The organism is Stenotrophomonas sp. YJH_SMC_6 (genome assembly GCF_059371335.1).
The window spans coordinates 1-20164 of sequence record NZ_JCAFUM010000001.1 but is presented as its reverse complement, the minus strand read 5'-3'; the positions used below and the strand labels follow the sequence as shown (position 1 = coordinate 20164).

The window sequence follows — 20164 nt, the reverse complement described above, 5'->3', positions numbered from 1 at the left end:
AGGGATTGCCGGTACATGGCCAGTAACGTTCAAACGACAACGATCACGATCGGCGGTGAGGTGTCCAAGTCGCTGAAGGACGCATTGTCCTTCGCCAATGATGGCGTGAAGCGCCTCGGCGATGAAGCCGACAAGCTGGAGCTCAAGCTCGCCGCGATGAAGAAGTCGGGCACCGCATACACCCGCATGCGCGCGCAGGCCGATGCGCTGCGCGCCTCACAGGAAGCGCTGGAGCGTGTCGAAGCCAAGCGCACCGCCAACCTGGAGAAGCGCGAGAAACTCGGCGCCTCGTTCAAGGCAGCGCGCGGCGCACTCGGCACCGCCGTCACCGCACTGGCCAAGCCGGTCGAGAACGCCTCCGGCTTCGCCCGCCAGAACCAGCAGATCGGCGTGGCAGCCAACCTCAGCCGCGCGCAGGTGAGTGCGCTCGGCCGGGCAATCCTGCAGCAATCGCGTGCAACCAACCAGGGCGCCGACGATCTGCAGCGGTCGATCAAACTGATGGTCGCGGCCGGCATGGACGCACAGTCCGCGCAGGCCAGCCTCGGCGCCGTTGGACGGACCACCACTGTCACCGGTGCCAGCATCGATGATGTGGCCCAAGCTGCGGCCGCCCTGCAGCAGTCGTTCGATATCGATCCCTCGCGCATGCAGAACGCGCTGGACGTGCTGGTGGTGAACAGCCAGCAGGGCAGCCTGGGCCTGAAGGACATGGCCCAGGTGCTGCCGGTGCTGGGTTCCTCGTTCGAGGCGATGAAGCTGCAGGGCACATCGGCCGCGGCTACGCTGGGTGCGGCACTGGAAGCCACGCTGGACTCGGCAGGTGGCGCCGACAAGGCCGCCAGCAACATGAAGAGCTTCATGTCCGAGGTGCTCTCGCCGGACATTCAGGAGAAGGCCAAGAAGAGCCTGAACCTGGATCTGCGCAAGATCATCGGCGATGCACAGACCAGCGGCGGCAATCCCTTCGATGCTGCGATGCAGGGGATCATCCAGGCGACTGCGGGCGACCAGAAGAAGATCGGCACCCTGTTCAGCGATGCACAGGCGAAGAACTTCGTCCAGCCCATGATCGAGAACTGGGACACCTACATCCGTGTCCGCGACAAGGCCTTGAATGGATCGGTGGGCACCACCGATGCAGCCTATGCCGATGCGATGCAGACCGATCCGCAGAAGATCGAGGGCGCCAAGATCGCCGTGGACAACCTGTCCAAGGCCTTCGGTGCCGCGCTGCTGCCAGCAGTGGGCGAGGCCGCGGTCAAGCTGACCGAACTGCTGAACGGGGTCACCTCGTTCGTGCAGGAAAACCCGAAGCTGATCGCCAACACCACGCAGATCGTGGTCGGCATGCTGGGCATGCGCACCGCGGTGCTCGGCGCACGCTACGCCTGGACCTTCCTGCAGGGCCCGATCCTGGCTGTGCAGAAGGCCTTCCAGCTGTTCCGTGGCGGCAGCCTGCTGGCACAGCTGGGGCGCTTCGGGCCGATGGCCATGCGCCTGGCATCGGGTTTCCGCATCGTCGCAACTGCCATTGGTGCCATCGGCGGTGGCCCCATCGCCGTTGCCGTCGCCGCCATCACCGCCGGCGCCCTGCTGGTGCGCAAGTACTGGGAACCGATCAAGGCATTCCTGGGCGGCGTCTGGGAAGGCCTGAGCGGTGCAGGCACCGCAGCGATGGGTGAACTGATGCGCGCGGTTGAACCACTGCGCCCCGCCTGGGAAGTCATGAGCGGGCTGATCGGCCAGGCCTGGGACTGGCTGTCGAAGATGCTGGAGCCGGCGCAGTACACCGGCAATGAATTGTCACGCGTCGCCCAGATCGGCTCGCTGGTGGGTGAGGCGCTGCTGACCAACTTCCGGCTGGTGATCCAGGTCATCGGCGGCGTGGTGGGGGCGGTGGTGTGGCTGGGCGAGATGCTCGGCACCGTCGCCGGTTTCATCAGCGAGACGCTCGGCAGCATCTGGGAGTCGATCAGCGAGAAGGCAACGGCTGCGTTCGACCGCATCCTGGAGAAGCTCAAGCCGGTCATTGAAGGCGTTGGCTGGTTCATGGACAAGCTCGGCGGCGGCGTGGGCGCGGCCAAGGACAAGGCACTGGGCGTTGCCGAGGACGGGCTGCAGACCGCAGTGGGCGCCGCCAACATCTACAGCGGCATGAAGGCGCGCGGCGGTGGTGGCATCGGCGACATGGCGCGCGTTGCGTACGCGGTCGGCACCAACGACAACGATGGCCTGAACCGCCGCATGGCCGAGCTGAGCGGCGCGCAGGGACGCCGTGCGCCGGACATGCCCTCGCCCACGATGCGCGCACCGACCACCGTGCAGCAGCAACAGACCAACCACATCACCATCCACCAGCAACCCGGTGAATCCAGCGAATCGGTGGCACGCCGCACTGCCGACGAGCTGCAGCGTCGCAACGCGGTTGCCGCCCGTGGTGGCCTGGCAGACAGGAACTGAGCATGAAACGCGAATTCGTAACCGGCACTGTGGACAAGCTGCTGTCGCAGTTCAAAGCCAATGACTCCGGCAACGCCCCGGTCCTGCTGATGCTGGGCGGCTTCAAGTTCAGCCTCAACACCGCGGTCTTCCGGGAGATCCAGCAATCCAACGAGTATCGCTGGCAGGCGCAGGACCGCATCGGCCAGATGGCGGCCCTGCAGTACACCGGACCGGGCTCAGCCAGCATGACCCTGCCGGGCGTCATCTACTACCAGTTCCGCGGCGCCGGCAATGAGCTCTCACAGCTGCGCAAGCTGGCCGCGCAGGGCACGCCTCATCGACTGCTGACCGGCAAAGGCGGCAACCTGGGCCTGTGGGTCATCGAGAAGATCGATGCCACCGCCAGCGAGTTCACCGCCGACAGCGCGATCCTGAAACAGGAATTCACCCTTTCACTGCGGAAGCACAGCAATGGCACGAACGTATAGCACCCGCGACGGCGACGTCGTAGACCGTATCGCCTACGCGCATTATGGCGAGCAGTCACCGGCCATCCTGCGCGCGGTGTTCGATGCCAACCCGGGCCTGGCCGCACGCGGCCCGGTACTGCCTGCCGGCGTAGCGATCACCCTGCCGGAGGTGCAGCGCCCGGCCAGCGAGCGCAAGGGAGTCGCCCTGTGGGATTGAACATCACACCGGCCTTCCGCGTGGTGGCCAACAGCCAGGACATCACCGACAAGATCATGGCGCGCTTCAAGTCGCTGCGCATCACCGACGAGACCGGCAACACGTCCGACACGCTGGAACTGCAGCTGGCCGACCACGATCCGTCCGATCCGATCCAGCTGCCACCGGTTGGCGCGGAACTGGAAGCCTTCATCGGCTATGACGGCGAAGTGCGGCGCGTAGGCCTGTACATCTGCGACGAGGTGGAGATCTCCGGCTTTCCCGGCAGCATGACGCTGCGCGCCCGGGCGGCACCGTTCGAGACCAGCAAGGGGGGCAAGAGCGACCTGCAGACGCAGAAGACACGCACCTGGAAGAAGGGCACCACGATCGGCGACATGGTGCGACGCATGGCCGGCGAGCATGGGCTGAACGCAGCGGTGAGCGCATCGCTGGCGTCCATCGTGCTGCCGCTGACGGTGCAGTCGCAGGAGTCGGACATGAACCTTCTGCTGCGCCTGGCCAAACAGCACGATGCCATCGCCAAGCCCGGAGGCGGGCGCCTGGTGTTCGTGAAGCGTGGCGAATCCACCAGCGCCAGCGGCGAGCGCATTCCCGATGTCACCCTCACCCCGGCCGATGGCAGCGACTATCGGGTAACCCTTGCCGCACGCGAAGATGCCGGTACCACCATTGCGTACTACCGCGACGTGCGCAGTGCCAAGCGCCAGGAAGTGAAGGTCGGCAGCGGTGAACCGATCATGCGCCTGCGCATGGCCTATGCCGACCGGGAGAGCGCAGAGGCGGCGGCGCGCGCCAAGCATCGCGAACAGGCACGGCAGACGCGGACGCTCAGCTACACCCTGCCCGGCCGCGAAACACTGATGGCCGAAGCCACCGTGGTGATGCAGGGGTTCCGCGAGGGCGTGGATGGCCAGTGGTTGGTCAAGCGTGCCGAGCACAGCATCGGCAGCGAGGGCTATGTCACCCGCATCGAATGCGAACAACCCAACAGCGCCGACGCAGTGAAAGCGGCCAGCAATGCCCCGGCCAGCGAAGGCGAACAGGTCGGCAGCGAGGTGTAGATTCACGCCATGCGTGGTGCTTTCCGCGCATCAACTCACGTACTGCGCCACGCCATTACCGAACGACCAGTTCTCCTTCTTTACTTCAACAAGATTGATGAACACATCCTCGCGGCGGATGCCCACCGCCGCGTGCAGTCCATCGGCGATGCCGGCGTACAACGCCTTCTTCTGCTCCAGCGTACGCCCTTCGTTCCAGGTGATCTGGATGCAGATGAAATCGTCGGTGCGGTCCACGCCCAGATAGCCGGGGTCGTAGATCAGCGTGCCGGCGTCGTGCTGCTGGAAGATCTGGAAGCGGTCGTTCTCCGGCACGCCCACCGCGCGCATGGCCTGGTAGATGGCTTCGCCGACACGTTGCAGGTAGTCGGCGGATTTACCTTTGCGAAGATCGATGCGGGCGAGCGGCATGGTGGCACTCCAGAGTGGATGGGCACGGCAACGGGCTGAGAGTACGCCTGCCCGGGGCGGCGGGACAGCACAGGGATGGAACCCTCTGGCTCCATGCGTGGCATGGTCCCGCCTCCGGCGCGCGGGGTGACGCGATTGCCATGGCGGCATCCCTCCGGAGTCGTCATGTGCACGGTCGGCAGGGCCGGCGATGTGCGCCATCAGTGATGGGCCGCACTACTCGCAGGTGTCGGACGGCACACAACGGGAAATGTCTGGCCTGCCCAGGGACGGTTGAGAACTTTCCTTACAGACCGATGTGATTGCCCGGCCAGATGATCGCCGTGCCGAGGCAAGACGCCTTGGCCGGGATTGGCGTCTCGAATAAACGAACAGGCTCACAGGATGTTGCGATATCGATCGCAGCAAAGAGAATGCGCCGATTGCCTTCAATGGCGGGCGGTGCGTGGGGATCGCAAGATCCGCCGGGCCTTTTCTCCCTGTGAGCTTTTCAGCCTTGGTACGCCAACCCGCACCGTCCGCCACCTTCACTCCGGAAGGTGGCCCTACGCCAGTGAGGGTTTCGCCATGACCAACCGCACCGCCATCCATCCCCGCCTGCACGCCCTGATCGGCGACGTCGCAGCCGACGTGCCTGAAGACCTTGCGCACGAGATCGAATGCGCCCTGCAGGAACAGAACCTGCCCATGCAGTCGCCTGCCTTCTTCGCGTGCCTCAACGCCATCAGCTGCGCCGACGGCGATGACGGGCAACCGTGCCGCAGCCTCACCCTCGGCGCCAGCAATCACGCCTCGCTGCGCCGCTCGATGTCCGGGCTCAGCGCAGTGCTCGATCTGCTGCAGGCCGCCGACCGAGCGCGTGCCGAGTGCGGCCCGGACCAGCAATTGGGTGCTTTCCATACCGATGGGCTGATCGTGGCGGCACGGCAACTGGTGCGCGAGGCGCATCATTGCCTCTCCGGTGGCGACGCCTGACCGGCCCAGATATGCCCCTGCTACATTCGCGCAGGGAGCGCAGGAAACCGCACAGCGCTTGAAGTTCAGCAAACTTGATGAACGCCTGCTCGCAGGGGTTAGCGTCGTGTCCCGTAGTACGGCGGACAAGCACTATGAAATGTACTGCACGCGGTTCTCAGCGGACGTAATGGACGCGAACGGTCGCCCGCTGCTGGCCATCTGGCGGCATCATGGCCGAGGATCAGCTCTGACCTCTTCGAACTGAATCTGCGAAAAATCCAATCCCAGCCTGAACCTTATGGGCGCGTCTGCGTCCATTTCGGCCTCGGGGATCATCTCTAGCGCATACGGGAAGCTTGATGACAACGTCTGCATTACGAGATGTACGACCAGGATTTCAGCAATCTCCACAAGACTCTCCGCGATCACCTGCATATCCAGATGAATCGCTCCCGTAGTCTCATCATCGCTACCGACGATAAACCAGGTTGGTACACTGACACTTCCGTTGGGGAGAAGATGGAAATTCCGAACGACCGTCTTTTTCTCTGGAGCCGGGTGCTCTTGGAAGTTTCGAAGAGCGGCGATTTTGGCTATGAACTCTGAATTTTCTTCAACAAAGATGCAGAGCGGCGACTCGCCAATTTTTGCTCGCAGCGCTCTTCCCAAATGATCAAAATTGTTGCACTGCTTCGCAAGCTCCAGAAAGTAAGACGGGACCTGCGAAATCAGCTTTACAGCCCTGTTCGCCTGTACAAGAAACGTTACACAGTCAGCATCCAGGTCTTCAACCTGTGGGAACGGGTTCAAACCGTGACCCGAAGAATCAATGGAGAGTCCTGCCGACTGGATGGCTTCAACGATCGCCTCTACCCGTCCTCCCACGCGAATTGCTACTGCGTCACAGGCCAAAAGCGCCTCTTTGCATGCATGAAGTTGAAGCATTAGGTCTTGCCTCTGCTTCCCCGGAGCGAGCGTAGCGTGGTTCAGAAGTTCATCCGATTGGATCAATACCCGGGCGATGGCCGGGTGTGAGGATCCGACCCAAGCGACTGGAGAAGTCACCCATGGCAAATTCACATTTGTCCGGTCTGGATCTATGGAATCTGGGGTCCTCAAGCGAAAAGTCACATCACGCTTGTATACCTCTAAAAACTCACCCATAGGTAGCATCTTGGTAATAGGTCCGGTGCCCTCTACCAGCTTGACCTGCCCTGCCTGATCTCGTTGCGACATGATTCGCTGGTTCACAGAAGCACTCCCGTGGGGACTTTCGGTATCGACCGTGATGTCAAAACTAACTCAAACAACAACACTTCAAGTGTCTGCTCTAGAGAAAGAACGTCTCTACTATCAGAGATCACCAGCGGTGGTGCACCACTCACTACGATCAACGATCAACGGGAATCGAGACATCCCGGTCCTACAGCTCATCGTCTAGCGTCAGCTCGAAAGATTCCGACGGCAGCTCTCTTCCCTCATAGAGCTCGTCAAGTGCATCATCAATTGCCTTATTGAGGCGATCAATCTGGTACTGACAGACCTGCCCGAGCGACGAGAACAGGCCGCCACTGATGTAGTAGGTGTCAAGCTTCAACGCTATCCCAATGCGCGACATGGGAACGATGTCATCGGGCGCAGCCCCAGGGGGCACTATCGTCAACTTGCGGGCGTTCTGATCGTTGTGCGCGATCACCTCGTGCCGCGCCCTGATTACGTCATTATGGACGTCGGTCATCCACCGGTGCTCAAACTTCGCCCATCTACTTGGAAGGACGCCAATAGCGGAGTTCACGAAGGGCTTCGCGTACGAAACAACGGAGGATGCGTACAGGTGATAGTAAAGCGGGTGATCGAACCCAGTGACATGCTTGACCATGTAGGCACAAGCCTTTCGGCTGGCGAAGAAGTCAGAGCGGGCCAGAGTGAGCTTGTAGAGCCCCATCTTCATCTGGCGGCGAGTCAATTGCTTGTTGGAGCCCATTCGACCTCCCTGCACTTACTCTGCACTTACGAAAAAGCCGGCTCAAGGCCGGCTTTGACGTTAACCCTTTAAAATCAGGGTTCTATTTGGTGGGCGGTACAGGGATCGAACCTGTGACCCTTGCCGTGTGAAGGCAATGCTCTACCGCTGAGCTAACCGCCCGGTGTGTTGCTGAGCCGCTCATTATAGGGGCTTTTCAGAGGCCGTCAACACTTTTTCACATTCGTGTTCACAGGCGTTTTCGGGGTGCGCAGCCGAGCGTGGCTCGGCTCTACAGAACAACGGGTTCACAACGCTTCAGGGCATGCAGCCGAGCACGGCCCGGCGCTACCGGAATCACATCGTATGGGTCGGCTTGTCCGAGCCGGTAAGCCCGGCCAGCAGGGTCTCGATCTTGTGGCGCACGCCCTCGCCTTCGGCACCGTCGGCGAGCTGCACGCCGATGCCGGCGGTGCGGTTACCCTGCGCGCCGGCCGGGGTCACCCAGATCACCTTGCCGGCCACCGGCAGGCGCTCGCTGGAATCGGGCAGGGTCAGCAGCAGGAACACCTCGTCGCCCAGGAAGTAGCGCTTGGGCGTGGGCACGAAGATGCCGCCGTTCTTCACGAACGGCATGTACGCGCTGTACAGCGCGGCTTTGTCCTTCACGGCCAGGGACAGGATGCCCTGGCGGGCGTTGCTGGCACTCATCGATTTCCCCTTGCGGCAGGCCGCTCGTTCACCTTGTTCCAGGCCAGCAGCAACTCGACCACCGCAAGGTCTGCACGCACCGTGGTGCGCAGCAGGTCGCGGGTGCGGTTGGCCGCATCGAACCAGGCTGCAAGCTTGTGCAATCGCTCCGGCGTGGTCAAGGCATCGGTGCTGGCCTGGGCCAGCGCCAGGTCGGCGGCAAAGCGCAGGCGCAGCGCCGCGTTGTCGTCACCACACCACTTCTGCGCCAGCTCCACCGCGCCGGTCTTGCCGGCGGCCAGCTGTTCCAGATCTCGACCGACTTCGCGGCGCAGGCTCAGGCCGTCTTCGCGCAGCCAGTTGTCGGCCTGGCCGGGATGGCCGCGGGCGGCCTCCAGCGCTTCGCGCGCCAGTGCTTCGCTGTGGCCCTGCTGCTGCAGCCAGGCCAGCGCTTCGTGCTGCGGCGGCAGCTTGAATTCCAGGCGTTGGCAACGGCTGCGGATGGTCTGCGGCAGGCGTGCCGGGTCACTGCTGATCAGCCACAGGTAGCGGCCGGGCTGCGGCTCTTCCAGCGTCTTCAGCAGCGCGTTGGCCGCCGAGCGGTTGATCGCATCGGCCGGGTCGACGATCACCACCTGCGCCACGCCGTACTGCGGGGTCAGCGCCAGCTTGTCGGTGATCTCGCGCACCTGCTCGATGACGATCTCGGTACGCAGCTTGTCGCCGCTCTTGTTCGGAATGAAGCTGACCAGCTGCAGGTCCGGATGGGTACCGGCGGCGATCAGCTGGCGCGTGCGCGTGGCGTGCGCGGCGTCCCCGCGCGCCAGCACGTGGTCGGCCAACGCCAACGCCACCTCACGCTTGCCCAGCCCGGCCGGCCCGCAGATCAGCAGGCCATGGCCGAGGCGACCCGCATCGAGCGCGGCCACGGTCTGGTCGAACGCGCGCTGCTGCCAGGGCGAAAACGTGCTCATGCGCCTTCCCCGTCCTGCAGCCAGCGCTCGACACGCGCGACCACATCGGCGGCCACGCGCGCCTGCTCCTGGCCGGCGTCGATCAACGCGAAGCGCTGCGGGTCCTGCTGTGCGCGGCTGCGGAACACTTCGCGCACGCGCTGGAAGAAATCATCCTGTTCGCTCTCGATGCGGTCCGGCCACAGGTCACGGCCATTGGCGCGTGCCCGGCCGACGGCCACGTCCACGTCCAGCAGCAGGGTCAGGCCCGGCAGCAGGCCCACCGCGCGGCGCTCCAGATCGGCAATCCACTGCGGGTCGAGGCCACGGCCACCGCCCTGGTAGGCATAGCTGGAATCGGTGAAGCGATCACTCAGCACATAAGCGCCGCGCTGCAGCGCCGGCTGGATCACCTGGCGCACATGCTGCGCGCGCGCGGCGAACACCAGCAGCAGCTCGGCTTCGGCGCTGAGCGGTTCGGCGGCGATCTCGGCATCGGGTTTCAGCACCAGGCCACGGATGCGCTCGGCCAGCGGCGTACCGCCCGGCTCGCGGGTCAGTACCACCTCATGCCCGTGGCTGCGCAGGCAGTCACGGATGGCATTGATGGCGGTGGTCTTGCCCGCGCCCTCGCCGCCTTCCAGGCTGACGAAACGCGGGTGGCGAAGCAGCGCGGGACTCATTGCGCCGGGGTCTCCTGGGTACGTTGCTGGCGCAGCTGCTGCAGGTAGCGGGCGACTGCGGCGTTGTGCTGGTCCAGGCTGGGCGAGAACACGTGCGCGCCGCTGCCATCGCCCACCGCGACGAAGTACAGCGCGTCGCCCGCAGCGGGTTGCGCGGCGGCCATCAGCGCATCGCGGCTGGGCATCGCGATCGGGGTCGGGGTCAGGCCGGCACGGGTGTAGGTGTTGTACGGCGTATCGGTGGTCAGGTCGCGACGGCGGATGTTGCCGTCATACGCGGCACCGAGGCCGTAGATCACGGTCGGGTCGGTCTGCAGGCGCATGCCGATCTTCAGGCGGCGCATGAACACGCCGGCAATCTGCGGGCGTTCGCTGGCCAGCGCGGTTTCCTTCTCGATGATCGAGGCCATCGTCAACAGCTCGTAGGGCGTGTTGATCGGCAGGTCCGGCGCACGGCTTTCCCAAGCCTCATCCAGCGCCTTTTCCATTGCGGCATGGGCGCGCTTGAGCACGTCCAGATCGCTGTCGCCACGCTGGTAGACATAGGTCTCCGGCAGGAAGCGGCCTTCCGGATGCTGGCCACCGAAGCCGAGGCGCTGCATCAGCGCGGCATCATCAAGATTGTCGGTGGTGTGCAGCAGCGGCTCGGCGCGCTTGAGCGCAGCACGCAGCTGGCGGATGTTCCAGCCCTCGACGATCGTGACGCGGTGCTGCAGCACCTTGCCCGCGCGCATGCGCAGCAACAGCTCGCGCGGGGTCAGCTCGCCATTGAGCGCGTACTCGCCCACCTTCAGCTTGCCGGCGGCATCAAGCTGGCGCGCCAGCAGCTGCCACTGGGTGTCCTGGCCCTCGTCCACGCCGGCATCGCGCAGCTTGCGCAGCACGCTGTTCATGCCATCGCCGCTGGCGATGACCATGCTCTCGGCAGTCGGGGTGATCGGGGCAGCGGCGAAACGCGTCTGCTGGTAGAAGAACCACGCGCCCACGCCGGCCACGACGGCTCCCAGCACCACCACCAGCGTTACCACGAACAGACACCCGCGCTTGGCTCCCGCCATGGACTACCTCTGAACTCGATTCCGTCGTGCAGGATACCGTGCCGGTGGATTGGGGTCATGACCGGGGCCACGCAGCCGTGCCGACCAACGGTCGGCACCCACCGGAACAACGGCACCCGCCGGTACCGGTAGTGCCGGCCGCTGGCCGGCAATCGCGTGGATCGTGGATGAATGAGGTTGCCGGCCAGCGGCCGGCACTACCCCTGCTGGCCCAGTGCGCGCAGCAGGCCGCGGGCCTTGGCGCGGGTCTCGTCCAGCTCCTTGTCCGGGTCCGAATCGACCACGATGCCGGCGCCGGTGCGGAAGCTCACCTCGTGGCCATCCACTTCGGCGGTACGGATCAGGATGTTCAGGTCCAGGTCGCCATCGCGGTTCAGCCAGCCGAACGCGCCGGTGTAGGCACCACGCGGCACCTGCTCCAGCTCGCTGATGATCTGCATGCAGCGCACCTTCGGGCAGCCGGTGATGGTGCCACCCGGGAACGTGGCGGCGATCACCTCGCCGGGCGTGACCTCCGGGCGCAGGTGGCCGCTGACGTTGCTGACGATGTGGTGCACGTGCGCGTAGCTCTCCACGGTCATCAGCTCATCGACCACCACGGTGCCCGGCAGGCAGATGCGGCCCAGGTCGTTGCGCTCCAGGTCGATCAGCATCACGTGCTCGGCGCGCTCCTTGGGGTGACCGACCAGTTCCTGGATGCGCGCGGCATCGTCGTCGCCTTCGAAGCGTGGACGGGTACCGGCAATCGGACGGGTCTGCGCATGGCCGGCGTGCACCGACACCAGCCGCTCCGGCGAGGAACTGACCACATGGCGGCCGTGCGCGCTGAACAGGCCGGCAAACGGCGCCGGGTTGGCACGACGCAGCTGTGCGTACAGCGCCTGCGGGCTGACCGGCGCAGCGAACTGCGCGTTCCAGCGCCGCGACAGGTTCACCTGGAACACGTCGCCGGCGCGCAGATACTCGATCACCCGGCGCACGCCATCGGTGAAACGCTGCGGCGCGTCCTCGTCGACCGCCTGCGGTGGCTGCCAGCCCTGCCCGGCTTCGGGCAGCGCGGCCGAGGCCAGTGCCACCAGCGCATCCAGCAACGCCTGCTCGCCGGCTTCGGCGATGACGAAGCTGGCATCGTTGTGATGGTCATGCAGCACCGCGGCCGGGCAGCGCAGCGCCAGCGCGGTCGGGCGACCATCCCCGCGAGCACGCCCCGGCAGCACTGGTTCGATCTGGCTGGCCACTTCGTAATCGAGCATCAACGCCCAACCGCCGCGGAACGGCAGGCTGTGGCTGCCGTCATGCGGCAGGCGCTCAAGCTGCCAGGCGCGATCCAGTGCCTGCAGGAACGTGCCGGGCTGCACCACGTCGTGCTGGTCGCGCACCTGGCCGTCGGCATCCAGCCGCAGGCCATCGCCCTGCGCGACCAGCAGCAGGCTCCAGCGGCCCTGGGCGGTGCCCGAGGCGGTGGATTCCATCAGCAGCGGGAAGCGCGCCGGGTCGTGCTGCTGCAGGGCCAGCAGATCGATCGGGTGCGGCAGCGGGTGGATCAGCGGTGCGTGGGTCATGGCAGCCAGTTCGGGAATTCAGATGCACGGAAGCCGCCTTGCGGCGGCTCCGTGGTGCACGGCGTTGATCCGTTTGTCGGATTGCCGATGGGTAGAGTCGACTGTCAGTCGACTGCTTTCCCATCAACGATCACCGCGGCGGATCGAAGGGCAGTCGACTGACAGTCGACTCTACAACCTACCGCACCAGTCAGACGCGCTTGAAGATCAGCGTGCCGTTGGTGCCGCCGAAGCCGAAGCCATTGGACATCACCACGTCCACCTTGGCCTGGCGTGCTTCGTTCGGCACGTAGTCCAGGTCGCAGCCTTCGCCCGGCTGTTCCAGGTTGATGGTCGGCGGAATGACGTTGTCCTGCAGCGCCATCACCGAGAAGATCGCTTCCACGCCGCCGGCAGCGCCCAGCAGGTGGCCGGTCATCGACTTGGTGGAGCTGACCATCATCTTGTAGGCGTGGTCGCCGAAGGCGGTCTTCATCGCCATGGTCTCGCCCAGGTCGCCCAGCGGCGTGGAGGTGCCGTGCGCGTTGAGGTAACCCACCTGCTCCGGGGTCACGCCGGCGTCCTTCATGGCCATGACCATGCAGCGCGCGGCGCCTTCGCCGTTCTCGCTCGGCGCGGTCATGTGGTACGCGTCGGAGCTTGCGCCGAAGCCGGCCAGTTCGCAGTAGATCTTCGCGCCACGTGCCTTGGCGTGCTCGTACTCTTCCAGGATCAGGATGCCGGCGCCATCGCCCAGCACGAAGCCGTCACGGTCCTTGTCCCACGGGCGCGAGGCCTGTTCCGGGGCATCGTTGCGGGTACTCATGGCCTTCATCGCGCAGAAGCCGCCCAGCGCGGTCGGCGACGAGCCACGCTCGGCACCGCCGACCACCATCACGTCAGCATCGCCGTACTGGATCATGCGCATCGCGGTACCGATCGAGTGGTTCGAGGTCGCGCACGCCGAGACCGCCGAGAACGACGGACCCTTCAGGCCGGTGATGATGCTCAGCTGGCCCGGCAGCATGTTGATGATGGTCTTCGGTACGTAGAAGGGCGAGATCTTCTTGCCCTCGTGGAACTCGATGGTCTGCTCTTCGATGCCGAGCAGGCCGCCGATGCCGGCGCCGACGATGGCGCCGATGCGCTCGGCATTGGCGTCGGTGATCTCCAGGCCCGAATCATGCAGGGCCATGAACGAGGCACCGAGGCCGTAATGGATGAACGGGTCCATCTTCTTGGCATCCTTGCCGCTGACCCGGAACTTGCCGAACAGTTCATTGTCGGCGGTGATGTCGAATCCCTTGACCTCACCTGCAATCTTGGTGGTGAACCGATCCACGTAGGCATCAGCAACGTTGGTCAGCGGACCGATGCCCGAACGACCGTGGGTGATGCCTTCCCAGCTGCTGGCCAGATCATTGCCCAACGGCGAGACGATACCCAGGCCGGTTACGACGACGCGACGCTTCATTGCTGTTTCTCCTGACCCGGATGATTTCTACGGGTAACTCGGTTTGCTTCGATGTGATGCCCAAACACACGGGGCCGCAACAGCGGCCCCATGGGGTGCGGTGCGCGGCAAGGAAATACCTGCACGCGCACTGCCGTCTGACATCAGGCCTTGACGTGGGCCTTGACGTAGTCGATGGCGGCCTGCACGGTGCTGATCTTCTCGGCTTCTTCGTCCGGGATCTCGCACTCGAATTCTTCTTCCAGGGCCATCACCAGCTCGACGGTGTCCAGCGAGTCAGCGCCCAGGTCATCGACGAACGATGCGCTGTTGGTGACTTCTTCTTCCTTGACGCCAAGCTGTTCGACGACGATTTTCTTGACGCGTTCTTCGATGGTGCTCATGGGATCTCGCTCCAGATGGAGTTGTGGTTCAAAAGTGGTCGCCATCAAAGGCGATGGCCGTGGGATAGTGTAGTGGAAACCGGCGCGGCCTTGCATCGCAGCAAAAACCTCAGCAGATCAACCACTTGCGGCGCAATCCCTGCGCCCCTTGCTTACGGCATGTACATGCCACCGTTCACATGGAGGGTTTCGCCGGTGATGTAACCGGCAGCCGGGCTGGCCAGGAAGGCCACCGCATGGGCGATGTCCTCCGGCGAACCCAGGCGTTCGAGGGCGATGTCGTTGATCAGCGCGGTGCGCGCTTCTTCCGGCAACGCCTTGGTCATGTCGGTGTCGATGAAGCCGGGAGCAACCACATTGACGGTGACACCGCGCGAACCGATTTCCTTGGCCAGCGACTTGCTGAAGCCGATGATGCCGGCCTTGGCGGCCGCGTAGTTGGCCTGGCCGGCATTGCCGGTCACGCCCACCACCGATGCGATGTTGATGATGCGGCCCTTGCGTGCCTTCATCATGCCGCGCATCACCGCCTTGCTGGTGCGGAACACGCTGGTCAGGTTGGTGTCGATGATCGACGCCCAATCCTCGTCCTTCATGCGCATCAGCAGGTTGTCGCGGGTGATGCCGGCATTGTTGACCAGGATCGAGATCGGGCCGAACTCCTTGGCGATGCCGTCCAGCACGCTGTCCAGCGCGGCAGCGTCGGTCACGTTCAGTGCACGGCCGTGGCCGCCGTGGGCGGCCAGGCGCTCACCGATCGCGGCAGCGCCGGATTCGGTGGTGGCGGTGCCGATGACGGTGGCGCCCTGGGCGGCCAGCAGATCGGCGATGGCGGCACCAATGCCACGGCTGGCGCCGGTGACCAGTGCGATTTCACCCTGCAGGGGCTTGCTCATGATGTTTTCCTCAGGCTGGGGCGGCCGCCGTACCCGTACCGCGTGCAGCGGCCACCGGTACGGTCGGCAGGAACAGGGGGAGTCAGGCCGACCATGCCTCGCGGGCGGCTTCGAAGTCGCCCGGGGTGGCCAGTGAACGGCCGTCGATGGCCTTGTCGATGCGCTTGACCAGGCCGGTCAGCACCTTGCCCGGGCCGCACTCGGCAACCTGGGTGATGCCACGTGCGGCCAGCGCCTGCACGCAACCGGTCCACTGCACCGGCTGGTACAACTGCTGCACCAGTGCGGTGCGGATCGCGTCGATGCCGTCATGCACCTGGGCATCGACGTTCTGCACCACCGGCAGCTGCGGCGCGTGCCAGTTCAGGCCGGCCATCACTTCGGCGAGGCGGTTGGCGGCTTCGCGCATCAGCGGGGTGTGCGAGGGCACGCTCACGGCCAGCTTGACGGCCTTGCGCACGCCCTTCTCGGCCAGCAGCGCCAGCGCGCGGTCAACCGCATCTGCGTCGCCGCCGATCACGATCTGGCCCGGCGAATTGAAGTTGGCCGGCACCACCACCTGGCTGCCCGCGGCTTCGGCGCACACGTCCAGCACCAGCTGGTCTTCAGCACCGAGCACGGCGGCCATGGCGCCGACACCGGCCGGTGCGGCTTCCTGCATCAGCTGGCCGCGCAGGCGCACCAGGTGCGCACCGTCATGCAGGCTCAGCGCGCCAGCGGCGACCAGGGCGGTGTACTCGCCCAGGCTGTGGCCGGCCAGCACCGACGGGCGCGGACCGCCCACGGCGTTCCAGGCGCGCCACACGCCGATGCTCGCGGCCAGCAGGGCCGGCTGGGTGTATTCGGTACGGTTGAGCATTTCCTCCGGGCCACCCTGGGACAGCGCCCACAGGTCGACGCCGGCACCATCGGATGCTTCGGTGAAGGCTTCACGCACCTGCGGGTGCAGTTCGGCCAGCTCGGCCACCATGCCCACAGACTGCGAGCCCTGGCCGGGGAAGACAAAAGCGAGGGTGGATACGGTCACGCGGTCATCCGCTTGTTGCAATCGAAGCGGGCCATGATAAGGGCGAATCCGCTGTGTCGTCTGTACGTGCGCGTATGCAGGCGTATGGAGCGCCGCCGCGGGACAACCCCGCATCCGGTGCGGTGCCCCGCCCTGGTAGAGTCGACTGTCAGTCGACTGCCCTTCGATCAGCCGCTGAAAACCCGCGCTGCGCGCGGAAGTCGACTGACAGTCGACTCTACCGCAGCGCGAACCTGCCATCAGCAGAATAGCTGCAGCACGTCCAGGTCGCCGTCGGCGAGGAAGTCCACGCACAGGCCCACCAGCATCAGTACGCCCGCCGTGCTGGCGCCATGGGCGATGAAGATCGAATGCGCCAGCGCGCGCGCTGAACGGCCCAGCTTCATGCAGACCCGGGCCAGGCTGCGCAGGCGGCCGCTGACCGCGTGCACGTGTTCGCGCACCGGCGCCTGGGCCTCGCCCATCGCCTCGGCCATCATCGCCTGCAGCTGCTCGGGGCGGTCGGCGTAGTACTTGGCCACGCCGTAACCGAACATCAGCCAGTCGCGGGCCTGCGCTTCGGACAGATCCATCACTTCCAGCGGATCTTCCTCGAAGTCGATGAAGCCCACCTTCTGCCCATCCCAGGTGAGGTTGCGCGGCAGCGGCTGGCCGAAATAGGCGCCGCGCGCATGCGCTTCGGCGATGGCCTGCATGGCCGCCATCACCAGCCGGTCGCGGCCGGCCTCGTCGGCCTGGCGCAGGCAGGTATTGAACGAGCTGCCGTTGTCACCGATCACCAGCGCGGCGTGGCCGCTGCCCAGCACGTCGGGCACGTTCACGCCCTGCGCCTGCAGCTCTCCCAGGCGACGGGCTTCGGTTTCTCGCGCGGCATCACCACCACGGTGCGGCGGTGGTCGCAGGGCGTCCAGATGGAAACGACGGGCAACGAAATTGAGCAGGCCCAGGGCCACTGCGCGGCTTCCCTTGCCGTACTGCTTCAGCCAGGCGCGCTGCCCTTCAATGACGATGGGCTCAACCATGACGTGTACTCCTTTAAACGCGTTACGGCCCCAGAGGGGCCGTAACGACAAAACTTCACATTGTCGTAACTTGCACTATCAATAGCGCAGCAGGGCCGAACCCCACGTGAAGCCGCCGCCGAAGGCTTCCAGCAGCAGCAGCTGGCCGCGCTCGACGCGGCCCGAACGCACCGCGGCGTCCAGCGCCAGCGGCACCGAGCCGGACGAGGTGTTGCCGTGCTTGTCGACAGTCACCACCACCTGGTCCATCGACATGTCCAGGCGCTTGGCGGTGGCTTCGATGATACGCAGGTTGGCCTGGTGCGGAATCAGCCAATCCAGGTCGGACTTGTCCAGGCCATTGGCAGCCAGGGTCTCGTCCACGACCGAGTCCAGCGCCTTGACGGCGTACTTGAACACGTCGTTGCCCTTCATGTTGATGGTGCCGCCACCGTTGGCACCGTCCTTGAAGCCGGTCGAGACGCCCACCGGGTTCCACAGCAGCTCCTTCTTGCTGCCGTCGGCATGCAGGTGGGTACTGAGGATGCCGGTTTCCTCGTCGGCCTTGAGCACGACGGCGCCGGCGCCATCGCCGAACAACACGCAGGTGGTGCGATCGTTCCAGTCGACCATGCGGGTCAGCGTTTCGGTGCCGATCACCAGCACATGCCTGCAGTCGCCGGAACGGATGAACTTGTCGGCCACGCCCAGCGCGAACACGAAGCCCGAGCAGGCGGCGTTGACGTCAAAGGCAGGGCACCCCGCAACACCGAGCTTGGCCTGGATCAGGCACGCGGTGGAGGGGAAAATGAGGTCGGGCGTGGTCGTACCGACCACGATCATGTCGAGCTGCGAAGCGTCGATACCGGCCGCTTCAAGTGCGCGCAACGCGGCCTGGTAGCCGAGGTCGCTGGTGGTTTCGCCTTCGGCCGCGATGTGCCGTTCACGAATTCCGGTGCGCGACTGGATCCACTCATCCGAGGTTTCGACCATTTTTTCCAGGTCGGCGTTGGTCAGGACTTTTTCCGGCAAATAGCTACCGGTGCCCGCGATCCTCGAGTAGATCCGCTTGCTCATCATGTTTCCTGTTGCGCGGGCCGCCGATCACCGGCACGCCCGGGAAAGAAGGCAAAGGCCGCTGCCCGGGGGCAGCGGCCTTCCCGGCACATCAATCTTCTTCGACGGCCGAGGTCTTGGTCTGGATGACCTTCTTGCCGCGGTAGAAACCGTCGGCAGTGATGTGGTGACGCAGGTGCACTTCGCCGGTGGTCGGGTCGGTCGACAGCTGCTTGGCGCTCAGGGCGTCATGCGAACGGCGCTGGCCGCGGCGGGACGGGGTAACACGGGATTTCTGCACAGCCATGGGATTGCTCCAAACTCGGTTCGTTTTGCTTCGTCGTATCGTCGCGCAGGACGCCAGCGCCCAGCACACTTTCGCTTTCGCCGCAGCCGCCGACGACAATCCGGCTGCTATTGTTTCTTCAATGCCGCCAATGCCGCGAACGGATTGGCCTTCTTTGTTTCTTCTTCGCTCGGCGCCCAGTCCTTGTCGACTGCTTCACCGTCGGGCGACAGCGGTACCACCGGCACCGCCAGCACCAACTCGTCTTCGACCAGGTCCAGCGGACGCAGCTGGCCGTCTTCCGGCACCAGCAACGCCTCGTACTCCTCCGGCAGGGACGATTCCTCGTCCTCGTCGCGGATCAGGCCAAGCCTCTGGGTCACCTTCACCGGCAACAGGAATCGCTGCATGCTGCGCTGACAGGTCAGCGGCAACGCGGTGTCGATGGTCAGTTCCACATAGGATACCCGCAGGACTTCGTCGCGACCGAATTCAAGCGAGTAGGAACACTCGCCGTCGGTATCTGCGACCAGCCCCTGCAGGCGGGTCAATTCAGCCAGGGAGACCTGGCCGTCGAAGCGCCTTCGCGCTACGACCATCCGCCAAGCATCCAGCGATTCGGGCACGTTCGCGGACATAAGCCGCTGAATACTAAGGATCGGGGGGGCTGCTGTCAAATGCCCGCCATACAGCACTTGCTGCTGGCGCTGCGCACAGGCCAGACTGCCGCGCCCTGCCCCGGAATTGTCGCATGTCACTGGTCCTGGCCTCCACCTCCCGCTACCGCCGCGAGTTGCTGCAGCGGCTGGGCCTGCCCTTCGACTGCGCGCGCCCGGAGGTGGATGAAACCCCATTGAACGGTGAGACGCCGCTGGCCCTTGCAACGCGCCTTGCCACGGCCAAGGCAACCGAAGTCGCCGCCCGCCACCCCGGCGCCTGGGTGATCGGCTCGGACCAGGTGGCGGACCTGAACGGGCGGCCGCTGGGTAAACCGGGCACGGCCGGGGCGGCCTGCGCGCAGCTGGCGGCGATGTCCGGGCAGACAGTACGCTTCCATACCGCCATCAGTCTCACGCGAGACGGAGAATCATTCAGTGCCGTGGATCTGACCGAGGTCCGTTTCCGCGCGCTGGGCCAGGAGGAGATCGCGCGCTACGTGGCCACCGAACAGCCCCTGGACTGCGCCGGCAGCTTCAAGTGCGAGGGCCTGGGCATCAGCCTGTTCGAAGCGATCGACAACCGCGACCCGACCGCGCTGATCGGCCTGCCGCTGATCGCGCTGTGCGGGTTGCTGCGCCAGGCAGGGTTCGCGGTGCCCTGAAGGCGACACACTGACTGCCGGCACCGATCGCGGAAACAGGCCGGACATGGGCCGGGTAGGACCTGAGCCGGGTAGCGTCGACTGTCAGTCGACCATCGCGCGCAGCGCGGGGTTTTGCCGGCGGCTGGAAGAGCAGTCGACTAACTGTGTAAACCCACCACGTTGTTCAGCAGGACTCTGGAAATAGGTGGCTGGCCACCGATCCCCATGTGAGGGCGGTGCCAGTTGTAGTGGTGCAGCCATTGGGTCAGCACGGAATTGCGCTGGT

General features: G+C 65.1%; 23 protein-coding genes and 1 tRNA gene. 6 read left to right on the top strand and 18 right to left on the bottom strand.

All coding sequences use genetic code 11. The annotated features are described in order from the left end of the window. The first annotated feature begins 15 nt into the window (after window positions 1–15). Genes AC5P9N_RS00120 through AC5P9N_RS00105 form a run of 4 tightly spaced genes read left to right on the top strand, consistent with a single transcriptional unit; the run spans window position 16 to window position 4196 of the window. Complete coding sequence (locus AC5P9N_RS00120) at window positions 16–2463, top strand: phage tail tape measure protein (RefSeq protein WP_099484762.1); 2448 nt, start codon at window positions 16–18, stop codon at window positions 2461–2463. 2 nt (window positions 2464–2465) lie between these two features. Further along, window positions 2466–2933, top strand: a complete 468-nt coding sequence (locus AC5P9N_RS00115) for a phage tail protein (RefSeq protein WP_005408323.1) — start codon at window positions 2466–2468, stop codon at window positions 2931–2933. Further along, a complete protein-coding gene (locus AC5P9N_RS00110) occupies window positions 2917–3132 on the top strand; it encodes a tail protein X (RefSeq protein ID WP_005408322.1) in 216 nt (71 codons plus the stop codon). Before AC5P9N_RS00115 ends, AC5P9N_RS00110 begins: the two co-directional genes overlap by 17 nt. After that, the gene (locus AC5P9N_RS00105; RefSeq protein WP_051187995.1) at window positions 3123–4196 is read left to right on the top strand and encodes a phage late control D family protein; all 1074 of its coding nucleotides are present in this window, start codon (window positions 3123–3125) and stop codon (window positions 4194–4196) included. The genes AC5P9N_RS00110 and AC5P9N_RS00105 overlap by 10 nt, the downstream gene beginning before the upstream one ends. Window positions 4197–4226: 30 nt before the next feature. On the opposite strand, the gene AC5P9N_RS00100 is transcribed toward AC5P9N_RS00105, so the two are convergent. Further along, window positions 4227–4607, bottom strand: a complete 381-nt coding sequence (locus AC5P9N_RS00100) for a tautomerase family protein (RefSeq protein WP_005408320.1) — start codon at window positions 4605–4607, stop codon at window positions 4227–4229. A gap of 567 nt (window positions 4608–5174) precedes the next feature. Here AC5P9N_RS00100 and AC5P9N_RS00095 point away from each other — a divergent pair. Continuing rightward, window positions 5175–5582, top strand: a complete 408-nt coding sequence (locus AC5P9N_RS00095; RefSeq protein ID WP_033835184.1) for a hypothetical protein — start codon at window positions 5175–5177, stop codon at window positions 5580–5582. A 210-nt stretch (window positions 5583–5792) separates the two neighbouring features. Here AC5P9N_RS00095 and AC5P9N_RS00090 read toward each other — a convergent pair whose 3' ends face one another. From AC5P9N_RS00090 to AC5P9N_RS00015, 16 genes are all read right to left on the bottom strand, one after another. After that, on the bottom strand, window positions 5793–6815 hold the full coding sequence (locus tag AC5P9N_RS00090) for a hypothetical protein (protein ID WP_143569564.1): 1023 nt from the start codon (window positions 6813–6815) through the stop codon (window positions 5793–5795). Between the two features lie 172 nt (window positions 6816–6987). Beyond that, window positions 6988–7548, bottom strand: coding sequence for a hypothetical protein (locus AC5P9N_RS00085; protein ID WP_033835182.1), 561 nt, complete (start codon window positions 7546–7548; stop codon window positions 6988–6990). Between the two features lie 87 nt (window positions 7549–7635). Continuing rightward, window positions 7636–7710 (bottom strand) — tRNA-Val (locus AC5P9N_RS00080). 174 nt (window positions 7711–7884) lie between these two features. Continuing rightward, window positions 7885–8238 carry a PilZ domain-containing protein gene (locus AC5P9N_RS00075; RefSeq protein WP_005412452.1) on the bottom strand — a complete coding sequence of 118 codons (354 nt, stop codon included), beginning with the start codon at window positions 8236–8238 and terminating at the stop codon, window positions 7885–7887. Beyond that, window positions 8235–9191 (bottom strand): DNA polymerase III subunit delta', encoded by a 957-nt coding sequence (locus AC5P9N_RS00070; protein WP_005412451.1) that lies wholly within the window; start codon window positions 9189–9191, stop codon window positions 8235–8237. The genes AC5P9N_RS00075 and AC5P9N_RS00070 overlap by 4 nt, the downstream gene beginning before the upstream one ends. After that, window positions 9188–9853, bottom strand: coding sequence for a dTMP kinase (gene tmk, locus AC5P9N_RS00065; protein WP_005412450.1), 666 nt, complete (start codon window positions 9851–9853; stop codon window positions 9188–9190). The genes AC5P9N_RS00070 and tmk overlap by 4 nt, the downstream gene beginning before the upstream one ends. Beyond that, window positions 9850–10911: an endolytic transglycosylase MltG gene (gene mltG, locus AC5P9N_RS00060; RefSeq protein ID WP_099484761.1), complete on the bottom strand. Its 1062-nt coding sequence runs from the start codon at window positions 10909–10911 to the stop codon at window positions 9850–9852. Before mltG ends, tmk begins: the two co-directional genes overlap by 4 nt. A gap of 197 nt (window positions 10912–11108) precedes the next feature. Next, window positions 11109–12473, bottom strand: a complete 1365-nt coding sequence (locus AC5P9N_RS00055) for an aminodeoxychorismate synthase component I (RefSeq protein WP_099484760.1) — start codon at window positions 12471–12473, stop codon at window positions 11109–11111. 190 nt (window positions 12474–12663) lie between these two features. Then, window positions 12664–13926 carry a beta-ketoacyl-ACP synthase II gene (gene fabF / locus AC5P9N_RS00050; protein ID WP_012479290.1) on the bottom strand — a complete coding sequence of 421 codons (1263 nt, stop codon included), beginning with the start codon at window positions 13924–13926 and terminating at the stop codon, window positions 12664–12666. A gap of 143 nt (window positions 13927–14069) precedes the next feature. Further along, window positions 14070–14309: an acyl carrier protein gene (gene acpP, locus AC5P9N_RS00045; RefSeq protein ID WP_005408313.1), complete on the bottom strand. Its 240-nt coding sequence runs from the start codon at window positions 14307–14309 to the stop codon at window positions 14070–14072. Window positions 14310–14461: 152 nt separating this feature from the next. After that, complete coding sequence (gene fabG, locus AC5P9N_RS00040; RefSeq protein ID WP_005408312.1) at window positions 14462–15205, bottom strand: 3-oxoacyl-ACP reductase FabG; 744 nt, start codon at window positions 15203–15205, stop codon at window positions 14462–14464. An 82-nt stretch (window positions 15206–15287) separates the two neighbouring features. After that, complete coding sequence (gene fabD / locus AC5P9N_RS00035; RefSeq protein WP_099484759.1) at window positions 15288–16232, bottom strand: ACP S-malonyltransferase; 945 nt, start codon at window positions 16230–16232, stop codon at window positions 15288–15290. A 239-nt stretch (window positions 16233–16471) separates the two neighbouring features. Beyond that, window positions 16472–17254, bottom strand: a complete 783-nt coding sequence (locus AC5P9N_RS00030) for a BUD32 family EKC/KEOPS complex subunit (protein WP_005408310.1) — start codon at window positions 17252–17254, stop codon at window positions 16472–16474. A gap of 78 nt (window positions 17255–17332) precedes the next feature. Then, window positions 17333–18310 (bottom strand): beta-ketoacyl-ACP synthase III, encoded by a 978-nt coding sequence (locus tag AC5P9N_RS00025; protein ID WP_005408309.1) that lies wholly within the window; start codon window positions 18308–18310, stop codon window positions 17333–17335. A 91-nt stretch (window positions 18311–18401) separates the two neighbouring features. Then, on the bottom strand, window positions 18402–18596 hold the full coding sequence (gene rpmF, locus AC5P9N_RS00020) for a 50S ribosomal protein L32 (RefSeq protein WP_005408308.1): 195 nt from the start codon (window positions 18594–18596) through the stop codon (window positions 18402–18404). A 107-nt stretch (window positions 18597–18703) separates the two neighbouring features. Next, on the bottom strand, window positions 18704–19213 hold the full coding sequence (locus tag AC5P9N_RS00015) for a YceD family protein (protein WP_012479287.1): 510 nt from the start codon (window positions 19211–19213) through the stop codon (window positions 18704–18706). Window positions 19214–19326: 113 nt separating this feature from the next. Between AC5P9N_RS00015 and AC5P9N_RS00010 the strand changes: the two genes are divergently transcribed. Beyond that, complete coding sequence (locus AC5P9N_RS00010; protein WP_012479286.1) at window positions 19327–19896, top strand: Maf family protein; 570 nt, start codon at window positions 19327–19329, stop codon at window positions 19894–19896. A 140-nt stretch (window positions 19897–20036) separates the two neighbouring features. Here AC5P9N_RS00010 and AC5P9N_RS00005 read toward each other — a convergent pair. Then, on the bottom strand, window positions 20037–20164 hold a 128-nt coding region (locus AC5P9N_RS00005), incomplete at its 5' end, for an integrase core domain-containing protein (RefSeq protein ID WP_146256670.1).

What these genes read in the sequence shown, in the direction of transcription:
- AC5P9N_RS00120 (WP_099484762.1), top strand. Translation starts at nt 16, where the DNA reads ATGGCCAGTAACGTTCAAACGACAACGATCACGATCGGCGGTGAGGTG.
- AC5P9N_RS00115 (WP_005408323.1), top strand. Translation starts at nt 2,466, where the DNA reads ATGAAACGCGAATTCGTAACCGGCACTGTGGACAAGCTGCTGTCGCAG.
- AC5P9N_RS00110 (WP_005408322.1), top strand. Translation starts at nt 2,917, where the DNA reads ATGGCACGAACGTATAGCACCCGCGACGGCGACGTCGTAGACCGTATC.
- AC5P9N_RS00100 (WP_005408320.1), bottom strand. Translation starts at nt 4,607, where the DNA reads ATGCCGCTCGCCCGCATCGATCTTCGCAAAGGTAAATCCGCCGACTAC.
- AC5P9N_RS00095 (WP_033835184.1), top strand. Translation starts at nt 5,175, where the DNA reads ATGACCAACCGCACCGCCATCCATCCCCGCCTGCACGCCCTGATCGGC.
- AC5P9N_RS00085 (WP_033835182.1), bottom strand. Translation starts at nt 7,548, where the DNA reads ATGGGCTCCAACAAGCAATTGACTCGCCGCCAGATGAAGATGGGGCTC.
- AC5P9N_RS00075 (WP_005412452.1), bottom strand. Translation starts at nt 8,238, where the DNA reads ATGAGTGCCAGCAACGCCCGCCAGGGCATCCTGTCCCTGGCCGTGAAG.
- AC5P9N_RS00070 (WP_005412451.1), bottom strand. Translation starts at nt 9,191, where the DNA reads ATGAGCACGTTTTCGCCCTGGCAGCAGCGCGCGTTCGACCAGACCGTG.
- tmk (WP_005412450.1), bottom strand. Translation starts at nt 9,853, where the DNA reads ATGAGTCCCGCGCTGCTTCGCCACCCGCGTTTCGTCAGCCTGGAAGGC.
- mltG (WP_099484761.1), bottom strand. Translation starts at nt 10,911, where the DNA reads ATGGCGGGAGCCAAGCGCGGGTGTCTGTTCGTGGTAACGCTGGTGGTG.
- AC5P9N_RS00055 (WP_099484760.1), bottom strand. Translation starts at nt 12,473, where the DNA reads ATGACCCACGCACCGCTGATCCACCCGCTGCCGCACCCGATCGATCTG.
- fabF (WP_012479290.1), bottom strand. Translation starts at nt 13,926, where the DNA reads ATGAAGCGTCGCGTCGTCGTAACCGGCCTGGGTATCGTCTCGCCGTTG.
- acpP (WP_005408313.1), bottom strand. Translation starts at nt 14,309, where the DNA reads ATGAGCACCATCGAAGAACGCGTCAAGAAAATCGTCGTCGAACAGCTT.
- fabG (WP_005408312.1), bottom strand. Translation starts at nt 15,205, where the DNA reads ATGAGCAAGCCCCTGCAGGGTGAAATCGCACTGGTCACCGGCGCCAGC.
- AC5P9N_RS00030 (WP_005408310.1), bottom strand. Translation starts at nt 17,254, where the DNA reads ATGGTTGAGCCCATCGTCATTGAAGGGCAGCGCGCCTGGCTGAAGCAG.
- AC5P9N_RS00025 (WP_005408309.1), bottom strand. Translation starts at nt 18,310, where the DNA reads ATGAGCAAGCGGATCTACTCGAGGATCGCGGGCACCGGTAGCTATTTG.
- rpmF (WP_005408308.1), bottom strand. Translation starts at nt 18,596, where the DNA reads ATGGCTGTGCAGAAATCCCGTGTTACCCCGTCCCGCCGCGGCCAGCGC.
- AC5P9N_RS00015 (WP_012479287.1), bottom strand. Translation starts at nt 19,213, where the DNA reads ATGTCCGCGAACGTGCCCGAATCGCTGGATGCTTGGCGGATGGTCGTA.
- AC5P9N_RS00010 (WP_012479286.1), top strand. Translation starts at nt 19,327, where the DNA reads ATGTCACTGGTCCTGGCCTCCACCTCCCGCTACCGCCGCGAGTTGCTG.